Source organism: Nocardia sp. NBC_01327 (assembly GCF_035958815.1).
In the GTDB taxonomy this organism is placed as follows: Bacteria; Actinomycetota; Actinomycetes; order Mycobacteriales; family Mycobacteriaceae; genus Nocardia.
This window is the reverse complement of record NZ_CP108383.1, coordinates 3,963,713-3,977,697: the sequence shown is the minus strand read 5'-3', so window position 1 is coordinate 3,977,697 and position 13,985 is coordinate 3,963,713. Positions and strand designations below refer to the sequence as shown.

The 13,985-nt window shown below is 66.4% G+C and carries 13 protein-coding genes; 10 read left to right on the top strand and 3 right to left on the bottom strand.

Features of this window, described 5'->3' with window-relative positions:
- Nucleotides 1-55 precede the first annotated feature (55 nt).
- On the top strand, nucleotides 56-1,531 hold the full coding sequence (locus OG326_RS17965) for an FAD-dependent monooxygenase (RefSeq protein WP_327145790.1): 1,476 nt from the start codon (nucleotides 56-58) through the stop codon (nucleotides 1,529-1,531).
- A 204-nt stretch (nucleotides 1,532-1,735) separates the two neighbouring features.
- Entirely contained in the window at nucleotides 1,736-3,229 is a 1,494-nt protein-coding gene (locus OG326_RS17960; protein WP_327145789.1) for a hypothetical protein, read from the top strand.
- 168 nt (nucleotides 3,230-3,397) lie between these two features.
- On the opposite strand, the gene OG326_RS17955 is transcribed toward OG326_RS17960, so the two are convergent.
- Together OG326_RS17955 and OG326_RS17950 are read right to left on the bottom strand one after the other, a co-directional pair.
- Nucleotides 3,398-3,817, bottom strand: coding sequence for a type II toxin-antitoxin system VapC family toxin (locus OG326_RS17955; protein ID WP_327145788.1), 420 nt, complete (start codon nucleotides 3,815-3,817; stop codon nucleotides 3,398-3,400).
- On the bottom strand, nucleotides 3,817-4,068 hold the full coding sequence (locus OG326_RS17950; RefSeq protein WP_327145787.1) for a FitA-like ribbon-helix-helix domain-containing protein: 252 nt from the start codon (nucleotides 4,066-4,068) through the stop codon (nucleotides 3,817-3,819). The genes OG326_RS17955 and OG326_RS17950 overlap by 1 nt, the downstream gene beginning before the upstream one ends.
- Before the next feature lie 147 nt (nucleotides 4,069-4,215).
- Between OG326_RS17950 and OG326_RS17945 the strand changes: the two genes are divergently transcribed.
- The 4 genes from OG326_RS17945 (at nucleotide 4,216) to OG326_RS17930 (ending at nucleotide 8,421) form a co-directional block, all read left to right on the top strand.
- On the top strand, nucleotides 4,216-5,034 hold the full coding sequence (locus tag OG326_RS17945; RefSeq protein ID WP_327145786.1) for a hypothetical protein: 819 nt from the start codon (nucleotides 4,216-4,218) through the stop codon (nucleotides 5,032-5,034).
- A 171-nt stretch (nucleotides 5,035-5,205) separates the two neighbouring features.
- A complete protein-coding gene (locus OG326_RS17940) occupies nucleotides 5,206-6,303 on the top strand; it encodes a cytochrome P450 (RefSeq protein ID WP_327145785.1) in 1,098 nt (365 codons plus the stop codon).
- A 111-nt stretch (nucleotides 6,304-6,414) separates the two neighbouring features.
- Nucleotides 6,415-7,626: an alpha/beta hydrolase family protein gene (locus OG326_RS17935; RefSeq protein ID WP_327145784.1), complete on the top strand. Its 1,212-nt coding sequence runs from the start codon at nucleotides 6,415-6,417 to the stop codon at nucleotides 7,624-7,626.
- A gap of 36 nt (nucleotides 7,627-7,662) precedes the next feature.
- Nucleotides 7,663-8,421 carry an alpha/beta fold hydrolase gene (locus tag OG326_RS17930; protein WP_327145783.1) on the top strand — a complete coding sequence of 253 codons (759 nt, stop codon included), beginning with the start codon at nucleotides 7,663-7,665 and terminating at the stop codon, nucleotides 8,419-8,421.
- Nucleotides 8,422-8,589: 168 nt separating this feature from the next.
- Here the strand turns inward: OG326_RS17930 and OG326_RS17925 are convergent, their stop codons facing one another.
- On the bottom strand, nucleotides 8,590-9,312 hold the full coding sequence (locus tag OG326_RS17925; protein WP_327145782.1) for a GntR family transcriptional regulator: 723 nt from the start codon (nucleotides 9,310-9,312) through the stop codon (nucleotides 8,590-8,592).
- A 272-nt stretch (nucleotides 9,313-9,584) separates the two neighbouring features.
- Between OG326_RS17925 and OG326_RS17920 the strand changes: the two genes are divergently transcribed.
- From OG326_RS17920 to OG326_RS17905, 4 genes are read left to right on the top strand one after another with little or no spacing between them, the layout of a single operon-like run.
- Nucleotides 9,585-10,553 (top strand): phosphate/phosphite/phosphonate ABC transporter substrate-binding protein, encoded by a 969-nt coding sequence (locus OG326_RS17920; protein ID WP_327145781.1) that lies wholly within the window; start codon nucleotides 9,585-9,587, stop codon nucleotides 10,551-10,553.
- Nucleotides 10,554-10,555: 2 nt separating this feature from the next.
- The gene (gene phnC, locus OG326_RS17915; protein ID WP_327145780.1) at nucleotides 10,556-11,368 is read left to right on the top strand and encodes a phosphonate ABC transporter ATP-binding protein; all 813 of its coding nucleotides are present in this window, start codon (nucleotides 10,556-10,558) and stop codon (nucleotides 11,366-11,368) included.
- The gene (gene phnE, locus OG326_RS17910; RefSeq protein WP_327145779.1) at nucleotides 11,365-12,957 is read left to right on the top strand and encodes a phosphonate ABC transporter, permease protein PhnE; all 1,593 of its coding nucleotides are present in this window, start codon (nucleotides 11,365-11,367) and stop codon (nucleotides 12,955-12,957) included. The genes phnC and phnE overlap by 4 nt, the downstream gene beginning before the upstream one ends.
- Nucleotides 12,933-13,943 (top strand): zinc-binding dehydrogenase, encoded by a 1,011-nt coding sequence (locus tag OG326_RS17905; RefSeq protein ID WP_327145778.1) that lies wholly within the window; start codon nucleotides 12,933-12,935, stop codon nucleotides 13,941-13,943. Before phnE ends, OG326_RS17905 begins: the two co-directional genes overlap by 25 nt.
- Nucleotides 13,944-13,985: the final 42 nt, after the last annotated feature.

Here is a 13,985-nt window from a genome sequence, read left to right as displayed (position 1 = left end):
ATCCACAATACTGAATCTACATTCAGTGAATTGAAATTCAGTTATTGGAGTCGCCATGTCGCCGCAGGTATTCATCGCAGGCGCCGGTCCCACCGGCCTCACCCTCGCCATCGATCTGGCGCGTCGCGGCATCGCGGTGCGCATTGTGGATCGGGCCGAGAAGTTCTTCGACGGCTCGCGCGGGGACGGGATCCAGCCGCGCACGCTCGAGGTGTTCGACGATCTCGGGGTCCTCGGCGCGGTGCTCGCCGCGGGCATCCCGCAGCCGCTCATGAAGGTCTTCCTGGGCGGGGAGTTCGTCATGGAGCGGCGGATGACCGAACCGAGGGAGCCCACTCCCGATGTGCCGCATCCGAATCCGTGGGTGCTCGGGCAGTCCGATACCGAGGCGATACTGCGGGAGCGGCTGGCGGAATTCGGCGTGAAGGTCGAATTGGCCACCGAGCTGGCGGATTTCACCGCCGACCAGGACGGGGTGACGGTCACGCTGCGGCACGGCGACACGAGCGAAACCGTGCGGGCGGACTACCTCGTGGGCGCGGACGGCGGGCGCAGCACGGTGCGCAAGGCGCTCGGCATCGCCTTCGAGGGCACCACCGACGAATCGATTCGCATGCTGCTCGGCGATATGCGCGCCGATGCGCTCGATCACGAGTACGGCTACTGGTTCGCCAACCCGGAGGATCCGATGGAGGGAATCGCCATGTCCCCCTTGCCGGGTGGGCGCAAATTCCAGTTCGCGGCGCCGATCAGCGCCGACTCCGATGCCGATCTGGTGGTGCTGCAGGAGTATCTGGAGCGGCGGTCGGGCCGGACCGATGTCACCCTGAGCGACTTGAGCTGGTCGACGGTGTGGCGGCCGAATATTCGGCTGGCCGAACGGTTCCGGGCCGGGCGGGTGTTCCTCGCCGGTGACGCCGCGCATGTGCATCCGCCGACCGGCGGGCAGGGGCTCAATACCGGTGTGCAGGACGGCTACAATCTGGGGTGGAAACTCGAAGCGGCGCTGCGCAATCCGGGGGCGGAGAGTGAGCCGCTGCTCGATTCCTATCAGACCGAGCGGCGCGCGATCGCGGCGCAGGTGCTCGGGCTGAGCTCGGCGCTGCTGGACAAAACGGTCAAGGGGGATCCCAATGCCATGGATCGTGAGGGCACCCAGCAGCTGGATCTGAGCTATCGGCAGCTGTATGCGGCCGATGCGGGCGAGGGGTTGCACAGCGGTGATCGCGCACCCGACGCACCGCTGGCCGATGCGGCAGGGCAGGCGGTCAGCCTGTTCGATATGTTCCGCGGGCCGCATGCGACGCTGCTCGTTTTCGGACCCCTGCGGGCCGAGGAGCCGGGCGAGATCGAGAGCGTCTCGTTCGGGCGGCCGGCCAGGGTGGTGCGGGTGGTCCGACCGGGGGTTTCGACCGGTGCGCACGACCTCATCGATGCCGGCGGGCACGCCTATCGCGCCTACGGAGCCACCGACGGAACCCGGGTGCTGATCCGTCCCGACGGCTATGTCGGAGCGCTGCTGCGGCAGTAATCGGACAAACCGGCCGGTTGCCCCGGGTCACTCCCCGAACCGGCCGGTAGGGCTCCCCCTGCGCGGCAACCGGCCGGACCATGCAGAATGATCTTGCTGCCGCGCAAAACAATTCGCCGCGACCGCGCAGCGTGAGACGTAAGGTGGTCGCGGCGACCGTTCGGGCGGCCGAAGGGTAGAAGCATCGGTCAGAGGTGGTCTGGGATGTTGGTGAAGGTCCGGAACGATGACCCATCGCGGTTGTCGGCTACCGAGCGCACCGTGGTGAACTGGCTCAAATCGTGGAGCGGGCCGCACGCCGTGCCCGGTATCGCCATCGTGCAGTGCCAGGACGCCGACATCGTGGTGTGGACGCCGCAGACCAGTGTGGTGGTGGGGGTGCACGGTTTCACCGAGCGTGTCACCGGCACGCTCTCCTGCGCCGAGAACGAGCCGTGGACGGTCGACGGTAAACCCGCGCCGATCGACGGAGACGCCAATCCGCTCGAGCGGGTGCTGCAGCAGACCGTGCATCTCGCCGGCCAATTACGCTCCGCGCCGGGGCGGGAGAATGTCCCCGTCAGCGGGCTGGTGCTGCTGTGCCCGCAGCTCGGCAGCCGCGTGAAGCTCGAAAAGGGCGCCCTCCCACCCGGTATCGACGTTCTCATCGGCGACGGCCCGTCCTCGCTGCGCAATTACTTCACCAGTCTCGCCGAGGGCGCTGAACCGTCCTGGGATGCCGCGCAGGTCGGCCAGGCGCTCGGGGCGCTCGGATTCGCCGCCGCCGCAACCTATTCCGATCTGGTGTCGGAGGGTTTCCCGCCACCCGATTCGGCCCGGACCTCCCCTCCCCCGCTGTCCGCCGCACCCACGGTCGTGGTTCCGTCGGTTCCCGTCCCGTCTCCCGAGCCCCCGCCTCCGCCGCCGACTCCTTCGGGCCCGCCCGCCGGGACCCGCTCAGGTGCTCCTTCGGGCCCGCTCCCGGGCTCCCAGGCGGCCCCTCTGCCAGGTGTTCCGGCGGCTCCCGCAGGTGGTCCGTCCGGTCCCGGTGCGGGCCGTGCCATCCCCGGCGGTGCTCCGTCCGGTCCCGGCGGCGGGTCCCCCACCGGCCCCGGCCGCGATGCCCCACCCGCACAACAGTTCTCACAGCCCGCAGGCCGCCGCCCGGCAGCAGGCGCCGAAATCGCCAGCGCCGCAGCGGCAGCGGCCGCGTACCGAGCGGTCACCGGCGGTGCCCCCGCCCCCCAACAGCAATACCCCCAGGGTGGCTCCCCTCAGGGCCCCGCAGGCTCCCCTTCCGGCCGCCCCCGCCAATTTCCACCCCAGTCCCAACCGGCAGGATGGCAAGGCGGCCAACAGCCCCGCCCCCCGCAGGGCGGCCGCATCCCCGAAAACGGCCCCCAGGCAAACTATTCCGCCGGCCAATCCCAAAACCCGGCCCCCGGCTTCCCCCTCTGGTCCGACCCCCAGCACCCGCCCAAGGCAGCCCGCCCCCGCCGCCGCCGCGACCTCCCCATAGTCGGCGCCCTGGTCCTCCTGGTCCTCATCCTCGCCGTAGCCGCCATGTGCACCGGCCGCACCACAACCACCAACAACAAGCCCCGCCCCGCCGAAGAATCCACCCTCACCCACCAATCCACCACCCCCACCACCACAGACCCCACCATCCCCCAAACCACCATCGCCCCAGCCTGCTTCCCCCTCCAACCAGGCTGCTGAGGCCCACCTGATTCAGGCCCCCGGTTCACGCGGTCTGTAACTCAGCTTTCAGCTTGTGTGTCGGCGTGGTAGGCACCGGGTTCGCTGTAGCCGTCGTTTCAGTTGCAGGAGAGTCGAATCGGGTCAGAGGTCGAAGGAGCCGCTAGACGGCCGCAGGTTACGCCGACGTCACGCTTGCCACGGATCGACGATGGGAACTCCGGCAACCTCGAACGGTGCGGTGTCGCGAGTGGCGACGGTGAAGCCTGCGGCGGCCGCAGAGGCGGCAATCATGCCGTCGGCGGTGGCTATGGCCAGACCTCCGGCGCGGGCAGTGGACATCAGGCGCGCGTATTCTGCGGCGGCCGCGAGGTCGTAGGCCAGGACGCGGCCGGAAAACAATGGCAGCGTGTGTTTTTCGAGCTTTTCGATGAGTAGGTCGCGGCGGCGGCCCTCGGGCATGGCTGCCGCGCCGTACCTGAGCTCGCCCACAGTAACGGCGGTCAGGTAGAGGGTTTCGATATTCTGGGCGTCGAGCCATTCGGCGACGCGCGGGTCCGGGGACTTGCGGAGGGGTTCGCTGATGACGTTGGTGTCCAGAATGATCACTATTCGAACTCCAGGGGTTCAGCCGGGGTGCGGTCGCGGTTGTCGAATGCTTCGTGCTCTTCGTCGGTCAGCTGGATCTCGCGCCCTGCCTCTGCTAGCAGAGAGCCGAGTTTGATCCGCTCGGCCGGTTGCACAGCGTCGGTGAGGATGGCACGGATCTCCGCCTCGGTGCTGCGGCCGTGGGCGGCCGCGCGCTGGCGAATCGCTCGGTGCACTTCATCACTGAGATTTCGGATTGTCACGTTCTTCACTTGATATCACCTCCTCATATTTGATATCACGCTATCAAATTATATCGGTTGATATCACTCACACACAGTGATGGCCTTACTCGAGACTGAACCCGGCACGTCCGCACATCGTGAAGTCCTCATCGTCTGGTCGATTCGAGGAGCAACATGCGGATACCGTCCTGCTTGTACGTCGGCGTAGTAGCCACCGGGTTCGCCGTCGCGGCCATGGCCACCGCCACTGCGGCTCCGGTCAGTGAACCTCCGCCGGGTGCGGTGCGGGATGGCGGGCCAATCGCCGAGGCGGTTCCGCCCGGTGGTCTGATCACCAGTTTTCTGCACAATCAGGTCACCTACTGTTCGATCATCTGTCCGCTCGCCGTCCAGACCGCCACCACAGCGGCCACCACAATTCAGCGGGCGCCCGGCACATTCGCCGCCGCTTCGCAGGGCAATGACCCAGCCAAGGCACTCGGCATCGCGGCAGCTTCCATCACCGGACCGACGAGCGCCGCAGCACAGCAGACCATCGTCGCCGACGGCACGGTCGTAGCGCCGCGGGCCCTGAATGCGTTCGAGGTAGGCGTAGTCGATGTACTCAACATCGGACCTGCCGCTGCGGCAGGCGGACCACCCGCGGCCGTCGCGGCAGCCCAGACCGCTCGCCAAGACACATACACCGCACTCAACGCACCCATCGTGCCCAATCCCCCGCCCACCGTCACCCCGCACGATGCCGTCCAAGCCGCGGTGGTGGCAGTGATCGACGCAGGCGCCGCAGTCGTCTTCCCGGCGTTCAACACCGTCCTGACCGCCGCATTCCAAGCCCCCGACGCCGCAGCACAGGAACTGGCAGCCACCGGCGATCCCCAACAAGCCCTCGCCGCAGGTCTCGGCACAGTGACCGCAGCACAGACCACAGCCGACACCATCATCACCGACGCAGTCACCCGCGCGGTCGACGACATCGGCATTGCTACCCAGTAACCACCACCTCCCCCGCGCTCACCTAGCCATCAATAGTGTTCGGCCCCAGACATTTTGATGCAGAAAGGCAGCCGAGAACTACGTTCGTTTGACACACTAACGGCCATGGAGTTTCAGGGGAGTTGCCCGTTTCAGGCCGGGATCCACGGCGTCGATGCATTACATGAGGAGATGAGAACCCAAGGGGCGGGAGTACATCGGGGGATACTGCCCGACGGATCGGCGGCGTGGGCGGTCACCGGCTACGAGGCCGTGAAGGGTCTGCTCAACGATGCACGCCTATCGGTGGTGAAAGCCAAGAGCCGCAACGGATATGCCGGTGCCCATCTGCCGCCCGCACTGGACGCGAATCTACTGAACATGGACGGTGAGGAGCATCGCCGTCTGCGCAAACTCGCTGCCGAGGCATTCGCCCCTCGCCATCATCGCACGCAGGAAGCGATCGTGGCCGAGACGGTCGCAGAGCTGGTGGCCGACCTGCCCGCCGCCGGGGAGATCGACCTCATGGGCGAACTGTGTGAGCCGTTGCCGGCGCGCGTGATCGGGGCCGTGCTCGGGCTGCCCCGCGAACAGCTGGGCGCGTTCCGCGACGCATCCGCGCTGGTACTGCGCGTGGATTCCTCTCCCGATGAGCAGGACACCCGCAAGGCCATGGTCACGCTCATGGGGCTGGTGGCCGGTGTCATCGCGGACAAGCGGCGCACACCCGGTGACGATCTGCTCTCGGCATGGATCGCCACCCGCGACGGGCAGGACAAACTCACCGAGGACGAACTCATGAGCCTCGCGTTCTTGACCATCGTCGCCGGTATCGAGAACGTCATCAGCCTGACCGCGCTCGTCCTGGACGACGTCGTGCGCAACCAGCAGCACCGTGCCCGCGAAATCCTCGGCGAGCCGGTCGAATTCACGAAATTCATCAAGCAGCTCATCCACGAGAATTCACCGGTGAACTACGCGCTGCGCCGTTTCCCCACCACCGACCTCGAGGTCAACGGTGTGACGATACCGCGCGGGCATACCGTATTTCTGTCGGTGCGTTCAGCGCATTTGGACCCCGACAGTGCGGGGAAGGCTGATCTGGGGTTCGGGTACGGTCCGCACTACTGCATCGGTGCCAGGCTCGCCGAATTGCAGGTCCAGCACGCGGTACGCGCTGTGCTGCAACACTATCCGCACCTGAGGGTGACCGGCGCGCGTGAGGACTACCGCCTCCGGTTGAGCTGGCAGACCTACGCCCTGGCCGAGCTGCGCATGGTCGCCGCCTGATTCCAGCGGATGTGCCGATGGTCGAACAATTCTCGACGATCAGTGGTCCACGCCCAATTCTGATCTTGTATGGTGGCCGACCGAGGCTTACACCGATTCGGGGGAATTATCTTGGAATACAAAGGTTTACAACGCTACATCCTGGCCGTCGCCGCAGCATCGATGGCTGCCACAGCCGCCACCGGCGTCGCGGATGCCGACCCCGCCGCACCCACAGATCCACCGGTCACGATCACTCTGCCCGCTCCGACCGGGCCCGATCCGGTAGGTCTCACCCAGTGGCACCTCACCGATGCCAACCGCGCCGATCCCTGGGATCCGGACCACCGACGCGAACTGATGGTGCAGATCTGGTATCCGGCCGACGACGTCGACACCTCGCCCGTGGCACCGTGGATGCCCCCGGGCGGGCAACAGGAACAGCGCTACGGCCTCGCCCAGAGCGGTGTCGCCGCCGATGCCTGGGCGCTCGGGCCCAGCCACAGCCGCAGCGACGAGCCCGCCCGCACCGACAGCGGGCGGTTTCCGATCCTGCTGAATTCCCCGGGCCTGGATGACACCACCGGGCTGAATACCGCCCAAGCCGAAGACCTCGCCAGCCACGGCTACGTCGTGGTCGCCATCAACCACACCCACGAAGCGTTCGCCGTGCAGTTCCCCGACGGACGCATCGAACACAGTGTGGTGCCGGTGGATTCGTCGCCGAACGTCCTGGAAGGTCTACTCCCGACCCGGGTGGCCGATATGCGCTTCGTTCTCGATCAACTCACTGCCGCGGCTGCGCACTCCACCGAGGCGGATGCTGCGTTACCGCAGTACCTCGCCGATGATCTGGACCTGACAAAGGTCGGCATGTTCGGCCATTCGCTCGGCGGGTCGACGACGGCTCAAACCATGCACGACGACTCGAGGGTCTCCGCCGGCGTCAATCTGGACGGACCGATGCTCGGGTCCGTCGCCACCGATGGTCTCGATCGGCCGATGCTGATGCTCGCCGCCGACAACTCGCCGTGGTTCGCGCACCCGGGCTGGGAATCGATATGGGCGAACAACACCGGACTGAAGTTGCCCATGCGCGTCGCGGGCACCCGGCACATGTCCTTCACCGACGAACAGGTGATCGTGGCGCAACTGGCCACCGCGGGCCTGGTCGGCACAGACCTGAGGAACCAGGCCATCGGCCCGATCGATGCGACCCGCTCGATCGACCTGCAACGTTCGTACCTCCTGGCCTACTTCGATGCGGTTTTCGGCCGCAGCGATATGAGCCCCGCGGAAACCATCCAGCGACTCGCACAGCCCGAGATGCTCCCCCACCTGTAACCCGCCGCGGCTGATTCAGGTTAAGATCCAAACCCTATGGGGGCGTATCGATTCACCGGCCGCGATGGCGTAGAACTGGCATGGCACGAGATCGGGTCCGGTCGGCCGTTGATCCTGCTGCCCGGCTTCGGAGGCGTGGGTTCGCTCATGCTCGAGTACGGACCGGCCCGCCTGCTCGCCGCGCGAGGACATCGCGTTGTTCTTCCTGACTTCCGCGGCTACGGGGACAGCGCGAAACCGCACGACTTCCGCACCGGCTACCCGCCGGATGTCCTGGCGGACGACGGAATCGCACTCGTCGAGCAACTCGGACTCGGCGACGGAGACTACGACCTCGGCGGGTACTCCCTCGGCGCGCGGATCGTGGTGCGCATGCTCGCACGGGGCGCCACGCCCGGCCGGGCGATCGTGGCCGGTCAGGGACTGGCCAAGGTGAGCGGCCCCCAGGCCGGCGGCGCGAATCATCGTGTGCTCACCGCACTGGTCAACGGCACCACGATCGAGCCCGACTCACCCGATGCCCGCACAGCCCAGATGATCTCGAGGATTGGCACCGACCCTCGGGTCATGCTGCACGTACTGGACTCGCTGGTGCCGACGCCCGAGGCCGCCCTGCGCGCGATAACCGTCCCGGCACTCGTAGCAATCGGCGATCAGGACGAGCGCACCGACGCCGATCTGCTGGCAGCACTCCTGCCGAATGCCGAGTTCGTCCGAGTACCGGGCGACCACGGAAGCGCCTTCGCCGCACCCGAACTCGCCACCGCGATCCTCACCTTCCTCGCGGAGCACTGATTCCTGTCGGAGTGAGAACGTCTTCGCAGCGCCATCCGACCTGAGCGGTCAAAAACCCGCCCCCACCGGCAAAAAATGCAGTCCAGACGCAATCTTTGACCGCTGAGGCCGACTTCCAACAATCCGGCCGCATGCCTGGGCCTTCGCCTCTTCGACCGAACGGGCGGGTCAGTCGTGGTGGACCTGTTGGGTTGTTGTGAAGGTCATGCGGTCGCCGCGGTAGAGGGAGCGGCGGTGTTCTATGGGGATTTCGTTCTGGTCGTAGGAGATTCGGTTCAGTAGGAACATGGGGGTGCGGGCGTCGACGGTGAGGAGGGCGGCCTCGCGGGCGTCGGGCAAGGTGGTGTCGATGCTGTCTTCGGTGCGTTCGAACTGTATGCCCCGCCCCATGATCGCGGCGTAGAGCGAGCTGGTGTGGTCGAAGTTGTCGAACATGCCGGGGTAGCGCTGGGCGGGCAATTTGGTGGTCTCCAGGCCGACGCGGTAGCCGTCGGTGGTCAGGACGCGTTCGAGCTGGGTGATCGGGGCGCCGACCTCGATATGGAGCTTTGCGGCGAGTTCTTCGTCGGCGACCAGGTGGGTCCAGCCGACCAGAATGCGGCTGGCACTGCGACCATCGGCCAGCGCGGCTTCGGTGTAGGAGCCGATCATGAGCGGCTGCACCACCTTCGGGCTCGCGACGATGGTGGTGCGACCGCGGCGTTCGATGCGGCCCTGCAGCAGTACGGCCCGCAGGGCCTGGCGAACCGTCTCCCGGGAGACGTCATACCGTTCGGCGAGTTCGCGCTCGGCGGGAAACGGATCTCCCGCGGACATACCGTCGAGCAGTTTCTCCAGCTTCGCGCGTAGGGCTTGGTGTTTCAGCTCTCGGGGTTCGGCGGTCGCGGTCACGGGGCGACCATACCAAAGCTTGGTATATACCAACGTTCGAGCGTTGTTAACCTGCCCAACACCCAAACCGCACTCCTTGGTATATACCAAGGCTCAGAGTAAGTGCTCATGCAGACCTCCGCCCTCCCGGACGCCGGCGCTCCGTCCGAAAGCTCGCTTCTACCAATTGATTTCGAGCTCATCGTACTGGACACAGCCGACTCGGCAGCGGATCGCCCGCACTGATCCTTCCCTCCGAGCCCCCTTCGGTCACCGAGAAAGATTGCGTCACAATGAAAATCCGTCTTCGCCGCCACGCAATGACCCTTGCCGCCGTGCTGACCGGTCTCGCCCTGGTCGCGTCCGGCTGTTCCGATTCCAAGTCCCACTCCCTCAACGCGCAGGGATTCCCGGAAACCCTGACCCTGGCCGCCGTCCCGGCCGAGAACTCCGCGGACCTGAAGGCGAGCTACGCGCCCGTCATCAAACTGCTGGAGAAGGAGACCGGATCGAAGGTTCAGTTCAAGCAGGCTTCCGACTACGCCGGTGTTGTCGAGGGCATTATCGCGGGCAATGTCGATCTGGCGTTCTTCGGCCCGTTCGCCTACGTGGTCGCCGGTATCAACGGCGCGAAGATCACGCCGCTGGGCGCGGTCGTGCAGGCCGCGGGCGGATCCCCCGGTTACAAGTCCTACGGATTGGCCAAGTCCGACAATGCTTCGATCAACGGGCTCAAGGATTTCGCGGGCAAGAAGGTGTGTTTCGTCGACCCCAGTTCGACCTCCGGCTTCCTCTACCCGACAGCGGGGCTGATCTCGGCCGGCGTCATCAAATCCGGTTCCGAGGCCGATATTTCGGCCGGTGTCACCCCCATCTACGCCGGAGCGCACGACGCGTCGGCACTCTCGATCGCCTCCGGCACCTGCGATGCGGGATTCGCCTTCGACACCATGGTCGACAAGACCATGATCGACAAGGGTGATCTGAAGCCGGGTCAGCTCAAGACCGTCTGGAAGTCCGAGACGATCGCCGGTTCGGTCTTCGCCGCCAACAATGCCCTCGGCACCGATACGGTCGAGAAGCTCAAGACCCTGCTCACCACCAAACTCAATGCCGCCAATCTGAAGAGCAGCGGCATCTGCGCCGACGAGTGCCGGATCACCGATGAGCGCGCCTGGGGCGTGGTCCCGGCGACCGACGCCGACTACAACGGCGTGCGCAAGGTCTGCGAAATCACCGGATCCAAGAAGTGCAAGGGCTGACGATGCCCGTCGACAACACCGTGGCCGGCGATGATCTCGTCATCGCCGCCCGCGGCGTCACCAAGCGCTTCGGCCCGACCGTGGCCCTCGACGACGTATCCCTCGAGGTGCGTCGGAGTGAATTGGTCGTGCTGCTCGGGCTGTCCGGTTCCGGGAAGTCCACCCTGCTGCGCTGCCTCAACGGGCTGCATCCGGTCAGCTCGGGCGCCATCACGGTCAATGACACTGCGGTGGAACGGGCTTCGGGCGCCCAGCTGCGCAGACTGCGCCGCGATGTCGGGTTCGTCTTCCAGCAGTTCAACCTGGTCGGGCGGCTCAGCTGCCTGGAGAATGTCTTGATCGGCGGGCTGGGCGCACTCACCCTCCCGCGCTACGGCACGCTGACCTATCCCAGGCGTATGCGCGCCGACGCGCTCACCTATCTGGATCGAGTCGGCTTGGCGGACTTCGCCGAACGGCGCGCCGACACCCTTTCCGGCGGCCAGCAGCAGCGGGTCGCGATCGCCCGCACCCTCATGCAGCGACCGAGCATTCTGCTGGCCGACGAGCCGGTCGCCTCGCTCGATCCCGAGAACGCGGGCATCGTCATGGACCTGCTGTTCCAGATCTGCGTCGAGGAGAAACTGACCGTCGTCTGCACCCTGCACCAGGTCGACCTCGCCATGGGCTGGGCGCATCGGATCGTCGGTCTGCGCAGCGGGGTCAAGGTGCTGGACCGCCCGACCTCGGAGATGTCACGCGAGAACGCGATGGAGATCTACCGGCGCGTGGATCCGGCCGCCGAATCGCTTGCAGGCAAGGTGGATTCGGCATGAGCACGGCGCTGGCAGCTCGTCCCGAAACCCGCGGCAGCGGTCACGGAGGACCTCGTCGGCCGCGCGTGCTGGCCGCGCTGTTCCTGGCAGCGGTGATCAGCACCGTCGTCTCGGCCTGGTGGATCGACTTCGCCCCCGCCACACTGCTCGACGGTCTCGACCACGTCCGGGCACTGCTGGCAAGAATGCTGCCGCCGACCCTGGACGACCCGGGCCGCATCTGGAAGCTCGCGATCCAGACACTGCTGATGGCCTTGCTCGGCACCGTGCTCGCCGCGGTGGCCTCGGTCCCGCTGGCCTTCCTGGCCGCCCGCAACACCACACCGCACCCGCTCGTGTACACGGTCGCGCGAGGCGTGATCACCTGCTGCCGGGCAATGCCCGACCTGCTGTTCGCCGTACTGTTCGTCCGGGCGCTCGGTATCGGAGTACTGCCCGGAATCCTCGCTCTCGCACTGCATTCCATCGGCATGCTCGGCAAGCTCTTCGCCGAGTCGATCGAGGCGACCGATCCCGGCCCACGGGAGGCGGTGCGCAGCACAGGCGCCGGATACTTCCGCGAGATGCTCAATGCGGTTGTTCCGCAGGCGATCCCGTCATGGATCGCGAGTTTCGTCTACCGTATCGACATCAACCTGCGGATGTCCGTCATCCTCGGCTTCGTCGGCGCGGGCGGAATCGGCTTCGCACTGCAGGATGCGCTGCGCGGCCTGATGTATCCCGACGCACTCGGCATCGTCTGCGTGATCCTGGTGATCATCGCCGCGATGGAACTGCTCGCGATCGTCGTCCGCAAGACCATGCTCGCACCCGCCAGACCCGGTCCCCGCCGCGATCGAATCGCACGAATCATCTTCTCCGCATTGGTTTTCGGATCCTGTATCGCTGCCCTGTTCGTGCTCGACGTCAGCCCCTGGTCCTTGCTGAACTGGGTCGGACCGTCGATGAAAACCTTCACCCGGCTCATCCCGCCGAACTTCGGCGCGCTCGGGTCCGAATTGTTCACCTCCGCACTGGAGACGGTGGCAATCGGCATTGTCGCCACCGCCATCGGCATCGTCCTGTCGATCCCGGCCGGGATCCTGGCGGCGAGAAACGTGACCCCGCACGTGAGCATCTACTGGGTGGCGCGGGCCTGGACTCTCGTGGTTCGTGCTGTGCCCGAACTGATTCTGGCCGTCGTCTTCGTCGCGGCCGTCGGCCTGGGCCCGATCGCGGGCACCTGCGCACTGGCACTGGGCTCGATCGGATTCCTCGGCAAACTGGTGGCCGACGCGATCGAGGAGATCGCACCCGGCCCGCTCGAGGCGGTCCGCGCCGTCGGCGGCGGCTGGTGGAAAACCCTTGTCGCGGCGGTGATTCCACAGGTCATGCCCGCACTGGTCGGCTCGATCCTTTATCTGCTCGACATCAATATCCGGACCTCGACGATCCTCGGCGTCGTCGGCGCGGGTGGTATCGGCTACCTGCTGTTCGAATCGATCCGCACGCTGAACTTCGACGTCGCGGGCGCCATTGTGATCGTCATCTTTCTCATCGTCTATGCCATCGAAAGGCTCTCAGGGTGGATCCGCTCGCTCCTCGTATGACCCGCGCCGCCGTATGGACCGGCAGCGGAGTCGAGATCCGGAAGTTGGACCTGCCCGATCTGGAGGCCGGGGAGACCCTCGTCCGGGTTCTCCTGGCCACCGTCTGCGGCAGCGACCTGCACACCGTCTCCGGTCGGCGGCCCGCGCCGTGCCCGTCGATCCTCGGGCACGAAGCCATCGGCGAAGTGGTGGTGGCCGGCGCCGGCGTCTCGGTCCGGGCCGGAGACCGCATCGTCTGGGCGGTGACCGTGGCGTGCGGACAGTGCGCACGCTGCCGGACCGGGTTCACGGCCAAATGCGAATTCGTCCGCAAGTTCGGCCACGAACCGTTCGACGGTGACTGGCCGCTGTCGGGCGCCTACGCCGAATACGTTGTGCTACCGCCGAATACGACTATCGCGCGGGTGCCCGACACCTTGACCGACGCGGTGGCGGCGCCCGCGGCCTGTGCGACCGCCACCGTCATGGCGACCCTCGACGCCGCCGAGACGATCACCGGGCGGGTGCTGATCTACGGGGCGGGCATGCTCGGCATCACCGCCGCCGCGGCCTGCGCCGAAGCGGGCGCGGAGGTCTACATCGACGATCTCGACCCGGTACGGCTCGAGCTAGCGCGCAAGTTCGGCGCCACACCCGACAATGGCGCACAGGTGGATCTCGTCTTCGACTTCTCGGGATCGGCCTGCGCCATCACCGGTGCGCTCGACCGCCTCGATATCGGGGGCACACTCGTCCTCGCCGGATCCGTCGCGCCCGGTCCGCATATCGGCATCGATCCCGAAAACGTCGTTCGCCGATGGCAGACGATCACCGGTGTCCACAATTACGAACCCCGCCACCTCACGCAGGCAGTCGAATTCCTGCATCGCACCCGCGCCGCCTACCCGTGGAGCTCGGTTGTCGCACCTCCGGTCGAGCTGGACAAGCTCGCTTCCCAGTTCACCGCCACGCCGCCCGGCATACTGAGGATGTCGTGCCGACCGTGACACCGAATGAGGTCGAATCCCCTGCCGCACAGTCGATTCGGA